6 protein-coding genes are annotated in these 6257 nt (G+C 35.4%); 4 read left to right on the top strand and 2 right to left on the bottom strand.

The window, feature by feature from the left end; all coding sequences use genetic code 11:
* Positions 1–15: 15 nt before the first annotated feature.
* Positions 16–384, bottom strand: coding sequence for a hypothetical protein (locus FD33_RS11225; protein ID WP_025085170.1), 369 nt, complete (start codon positions 382–384; stop codon positions 16–18).
* A gap of 176 nt (positions 385–560) precedes the next feature.
* On the opposite strand from FD33_RS11225, the gene FD33_RS11230 reads away from it, so the two are divergent.
* From FD33_RS11230 to FD33_RS13180, 4 genes are all read left to right on the top strand, one after another.
* A complete protein-coding gene (locus tag FD33_RS11230) occupies positions 561–1088 on the top strand; it encodes a GNAT family N-acetyltransferase (protein WP_227005172.1) in 528 nt (175 codons plus the stop codon).
* A 384-nt stretch (positions 1089–1472) separates the two neighbouring features.
* Positions 1473–3008, top strand: a complete 1536-nt coding sequence (gntK, locus tag FD33_RS11235) for a gluconokinase (RefSeq protein ID WP_056955980.1) — start codon at positions 1473–1475, stop codon at positions 3006–3008.
* A 55-nt stretch (positions 3009–3063) separates the two neighbouring features.
* On the top strand, positions 3064–4416 hold the full coding sequence (locus tag FD33_RS11240; RefSeq protein ID WP_025085171.1) for a gluconate:H+ symporter: 1353 nt from the start codon (positions 3064–3066) through the stop codon (positions 4414–4416).
* Between the two features lie 245 nt (positions 4417–4661).
* Positions 4662–5354 (top strand): LysM peptidoglycan-binding domain-containing protein, encoded by a 693-nt coding sequence (locus FD33_RS13180; protein WP_056955981.1) that lies wholly within the window; start codon positions 4662–4664, stop codon positions 5352–5354.
* Positions 5355–5427: 73 nt separating this feature from the next.
* On the opposite strand, the gene FD33_RS11250 is transcribed toward FD33_RS13180, so the two are convergent.
* The gene (locus FD33_RS11250) at positions 5428–6075 is read right to left on the bottom strand and encodes a TetR/AcrR family transcriptional regulator (protein WP_025085172.1); all 648 of its coding nucleotides are present in this window, start codon (positions 6073–6075) and stop codon (positions 5428–5430) included.
* Positions 6076–6257 lie beyond the last annotated feature (182 nt).

Below are 6257 nucleotides of genomic sequence, written 5' to 3' on the forward strand. Positions count from 1 at the left end.
ACTTTTTTTGAGGATCTAATTTATTGCTTTAGTATTTTTAGTCGGTTGATGTAAAAATATAAAAACTGTTCCAATAATAATTACTACAATAGCAGGAAATGCCATCGCAGCAGTTATAAGAAACAAGGCATTTCCTATGATTCCTAGTACGGGACCAACTATGGAAATGTTGTTTTTCCTACTTTTAATAAGGGCAACAATATTAAGAATGATCCCTAAGGCAGCCATCACGTAGAAAAATACCCCTGTTCCACTAGTCAAATTAGTACCACCGAAGGCGTCGCTGGCAGCAGTACTAAAAATAACTGGCCATGATATTGCGAATAAAATACAGTTGATGATATCTAGAATTCCTGTCCAGATATTAATTTTCAGGTTCTTCATTTTGAAAGAATCCTCCTAAACATCAGCTTTTCGTGTCATCAGTATTTGGACAGATTAATTATAAGAAAATGTTCAAAATATAGCAGTAAAAAATAGACGATATTTATTTTATGTTGAACTAGAAAGAATTTGCCATATAATAATGACAAGTTCTTTTTATTTTGGAGATGATTGATTTGTCAAAAGTAGAGTTACGCCAAGCACAACCAGAAGATCTAGAAGAATTCTGGCAATTGGCCTTTAGTGATCCCAATGCTGGATGGACAAAACTGAACGGTCCATACTTTCATGATGATTTGCCTACTAAAGAAGAGTTCATTAATGATTTAGCACCAAAAGCTTGGTTAGGTAATAAGGAACATTTATTGATTACAAGTGATGGAAAAATCGTTGGTTCCGTTGGTGGACATTTTAAAGATGGAAAATTAGCAAAGTGGTACGACATGGGAATTACTATTTATGCGACAGATACTTGGGATAAACATATCGGTAGCCAAGCTTTAAAACTTTATATTACTTACTTATTCAATCTTTTTGATTTCCCACATTTGGGTTTAACAACTTGGTCTGGAAATCCACGAATGATGCACGTAGCCGAAAAGATTGGAATGAAACAAGAAGCAAGGATTCGTCAAGTTCGTTTTTATGAAGGCAAGTATTACGATTCAGTTCAATACGGAATTTTACGTGATGAATGGAAGTAAAAATAATAAAAAACATCTATTAAGGACACCATAAGTTTGTGTGGTGAAATTAATAGATGTTTTTATTTTTGTAAATTTGGTTCTTTTTTGACTATATAGAGTTAAAAATTTTAAAATACTGCAGTTTTACTTGATAATATTGGAAAAGAAAACTAGTCGATAGTAAAAAATATGTGAGCCCTAAGTGGTGATGTTTTACTTAGCTTGAAGTCGTGTCCACCACGTTCCAGCGGCTCACCTATTTTTTGCGGACGACGGCAATAGAAGTACATTTTTTTCGCGTGATTTCAAAATATCATACTACTACAGTTAAGATTTCCAAAAATTATTTAAAAAATATGCAATAATATTAATAGTCTAGAAAATCACGTGAGGAGTTTAGATATGGAATATATGATTGGCGTTGATGTTGGAACGACCAGTACAAAAAGTGTCTTATATGACATGGAAGGAAAGGTCATTGCATACGCTAATAGTGGTTATCAATTATACCAAGATGTCCCTGATATGGCGGAGGAGGATCCAGATGATATTTTTGACGCTGTAGTAGAAGTTTTGGGTCAAGTTATTCGTAAAGGTAAAATTAAAGCAGGTGAGTTAAAGGGAATTTCTTTCTCATCAGCAATGCACAGCCTGATTTTAATGGATAAAGACGATCAACCTTTGACTCGTGCTATCACTTGGGCAGACAATCGTGCTGCTAAATATAGTGAGGAATTGAAAGAAAATGGATTGGGTGCCGAGATCTATGCTAAAACGGGAACACCGATTCATCCAATGGCTCCGTTATCAAAAATTCTTTGGATAAAAAATGAGAAGCCAGAATTGTTTGCTCAAACTAAAAAATTTATTGATTTGAAAACTTATATTTTTTTCAGATTATTCGGCGTTTATAAAATGGAATATTCTATTGCTTCTGCAACTGGGATGTTCAATATCTTTAAATTAGCTTGGGAACCACAGGCCTTGGATCTTTTGGGAATTACTACTGACCAATTGCCAGAATTAGTGGAACCGACTGATACAATTAGTGGACTAAATCCTAAATATGGCAAATTGTTGGGTATCTCTAAGAATATTCCGTTTGTTTTTGGTGCTAGTGATGGAGTCCTTTCAAACTTAGGAGTTGATGCAATTGATCCTGGTGTTGTGGCTGTAACAATCGGAACAAGTGGTGCTGTACGTGTTGTCGTCGATAAACCAGTTGTTGATCCAGATGGACATTTATTCTGTTACGCTTTGACCAAAGATAAGTGGGTTGTTGGTGGTCCAGTTAATAATGGTGGTATTGTTTTCCGTTGGGTTAAGGATCAATTATTTGCTCCAGAAAAAATCACTGCCGAACAGATGCAAGTTTCAACCTATGATATTTTGACTCAAATTGCCGAAAAAATTCCTGCAGGTTCTGATGGTTTGTTGTTCCATCCTTATTTGGGTGGAGAACGTGCTCCAATTTGGAATGCTTATGCTCGTGGATCATTCTTCGGTTTAACTAGAAAGCATACTCGTGCTCACATGGTTAGAGCCGCCTTGGAGGGAATCGTTTATAACCTCTACATTGTGATGCTGACGATTGAAAGAGTGACTGGTAAACCTAAGAGTATTCAAGCTACTGGTGGTTTTGCTCGTTCAGCTCTTTGGAGACAAATGCTAGCTGATATTTTTGAACAAGATGTTACTATTCCTGAAAGTTTCGAAAGTTCCTGTTTGGGAGCCGCTGTACTAGGCATGTACGCTTTAGGATATGTCGACGATTTATCTGCTGTTAAGGGTATGGTCGGTGTTACAGACGTTCACAAACCTAATGAAAAGAATTTTGAAGTTTATCGTGAACTCTTACCAATTTGGATTCGCTTATCACAAGTTTTGGAACCCGAATATAAGAGTATTGCGGAATTTCAAAAGAAACATATGAAATAAATTAAAGTGCGCTAATAACGCATTTTTTTATGTCAAAAATTAAAGGGGATTACAAATGGCTTTCTTGGTATTGATTTTAGGTGTGGCATTATTGCTGTTCTTGATCATCAAATTAAAATTTAATACGTTTCTTTCATTAATAATTACTTCTATAGTAGTAGGAATTGGTTTAGGAATTCCCTTAACCAAAATAGCAACCAGTATTCAAGATGGAATTGGCGGACAATTAGGAGAACTTTCGATTGTCTTTGGATTCGGTGCTATGCTTGGTCGTTTGGTTGCTGATGCTGGAGGTGCCTACCGAATCTCGCACACTTTGATTCAAAAGTTCGGTAAAAAGAAATTACAATTAGCAATTGTTTTAGCTTCATTTATTATCGGAATCGCTCTGTTCTTTGAAGTAGGGATGGTCTTGTTGATTCCTATTGTCTTTGCCATCGCTGTGGAAGCAGGGGTATCAATTCTTTATTTAGGAATTCCAATGGCTGCGGCTTTGTCAGTTACCCATGGATTCTTACCACCACATCCAGCTCCTACAGCTATTAGTACAGTTTTGAGTGCTAATGCAGGGCAAGTATTGCTTTATGGAATTATTGTAGCTATTCCAGCGGTAATAGTTGCAGGCCCATTGTATACAAAATTAGCACAAAGAATTGTTCCAGATGCTTTTGAGCGTAAAGGTAATTTAACGGCCTTAGGACCTCAAAAGAATTTTAAATTAGAGGATACACCTAGTTTTGGTATTAGTGTTTTAACCTCATTGTTCCCTGTAGTTTTGATGGCTATTACCACCATTTATCAATTAGTCGTTGATGGTGGCTCAGTTCCTGATAATCCGAATAAATTGGATTCAATCATTGCTTTTATCGGAACACCGGCTATTACAATGACAATTTCTCTACTCCTAGCAATTTATACAATGGGATGGGCGAGAAGATTTAAAACACCGGATATTATGAAAAGTCTAGAGGATGCTGTTAAATCAATTGCAATGTTATTACTTGTAATTGGTGGTGGTGGTGCCTTTAAACAAGTTTTAATCGATGGTGGCGTTGGTAATGCGGTTATGAAATTATTTACCGGAGTTAATATTTCACCTTTACTCTTAGGCTGGTTGATTGCCGTAGTATTGCGTGTTGCCTTAGGATCTGCAACCGTGGCTTCGTTGACTGCTGCGGGATTAGTTTTACCATTGATGACTTCGGCTGGAGTAAATCCTGCTTTGATGGTTTTAGCAATTGGAGCTGGATCATTAGCTTTTTCTCATGTAAATGATGCTGGATTCTGGATGTTTAAGGAATATTTTGATTTAACAGTTAAGGAAACCTTAATGACTTGGACCGTGCTAGAGACCTTGATATCAGTCGTTGGAATCATTTGTGTCATGATTTTAAGCTTATTTGTTTAATATTTACTGTAAGAATACTCTCATATTTTCAGAATAAGTTTTAATTATGTTCAAATTCATAAAATATGAAATCTTATTATACCAACGATATTTAGACTTATTGTTTCAGAATTGTTACTAAAATTACAGAAAAGCCTGCTTTTGTAATTTAACGGACGTAATTGTGTAATAAACACCTGTTAGTATATGCAACATAGCAAATGAGGGCTAGACAATAATTTTAAATATAAGGATGTAATTAATTCATGAAAAAAGTTTTATCTATCGCTTTAGTAAGTACAACAGCTTTAACAGCACTTGCAGCAACATCACAAACTGCTCAGGCTGCAGTACAACTCGACAGTAACCATGTTCAAGTTGAAGCAGGGGATACATACAAGAGTATCGCTGCTAACACAGGCGTAACAATCGCTGAACTAGAACAAGCAAACGGCCGTGAAGTTGGCGGATTTGACTTAATCTTCCCTGGTGAAACAGTTACATTGCCAGGTGCTACTACAACAGCATCAACTACAGATGCTCAACAAACAGTAACACCACAAACAAATGTTGAACAAACAAGTAACCAAGAGACAACTACACAAACACAAAGTACTACACAAGCACAAACACAAGCAGTTACACAAAGTGCTTCTGAAACACAAACAACAAGTACAAGTACAACAACTGGTACATCACAAGGTACATTCAAGATCAGTTTCTACGATCCAGCTGTATTAGGTTCAAACATGGGGTATGGCGGTGTTGCTGCTAACCTTTCAGTATTCCCTAAGGGTACAACACTTAAGATCACACTTTCTGATGGTACAGTATTGATCAGAACAGTTAATGATACAGGTACATTTGCATACAGTAACCCTAACCAATTAGACGTTGCTATGCCAAATAACCAAATTCCTTCATATGGTGTTACAGCAGCATCTGTTGAAGTACTTTAAGAATAATTTTAGATAAACAAATAAGTCGATGAATGAAAGTAATATTTCATTCATCGGCTTTTTTTGTTGAAAATTATTTTGTTGGAGTTAATCCTTTGACGATAAACTCTGTGACGTGTTCTATTTCTGAGGGTTCATCCCATTCTTTTTCATTAACGATAATATAATGTTGAATCAAGTATCCTAAAATATTTGAGGCTAGGAATCGAAAAATCTCAAGATTGTCCCAATCAATCAATAAATTTTTTTGCTTTAACTCATCCAAAACCTGATTGAACTGTTTAAAAGATTTTTTAGGAATACTTTCAATCAAACGGTCGTGTATTTTTTGATCGTAGATAAATTCATTCAAAAATATCTTCATTATCTTATGGTTATATTTAAAGAGTGAAATACGGTCATTAATCATAGTTGTTAAAAAATATTTCAAATTAAGAGTGTCATTCTGATACATAGTATGAGAAAACTGTTTTAAATCCTGGGGTAGAATTTTATGAGTCAAGGGTGTCAGAATTGCCATCAATAATTCTTCTTTATTTTTAAACTTACGAAAAATGCTTCCTTCAGAAACACCAGCATGCTCAGAAATTTCTTTGGTTGAAGTATTGGCATAGCCTTGCTTAGAGAATAAGTCGATAGCTGATTGGAAAATCAATTTTTGTTTCGGTGTTAACTTTTCAGTTTTTTCTGCTTCACGATAAATATCAAATTGATTGTCCATAATGCCATACCTCATTTTTTATTGATAGTTCCATTCTATCCTAAATGGAACACAAGAGGTAAAACTTCGAAATCTTTTTAGGCATGTTTGACAGTAGAACTGTTTCTGTAACCAAAGTAGAATTGAATGGATGTAAGCTGATTCCTGAGACAACTTTTAAGAGAGGGTATAATGAATAAATC

Source organism: Companilactobacillus paralimentarius DSM 13238 = JCM 10415 (assembly GCF_001434985.1).
Classification (GTDB): Bacteria; Bacillota; Bacilli; order Lactobacillales; family Lactobacillaceae; genus Companilactobacillus; species Companilactobacillus paralimentarius.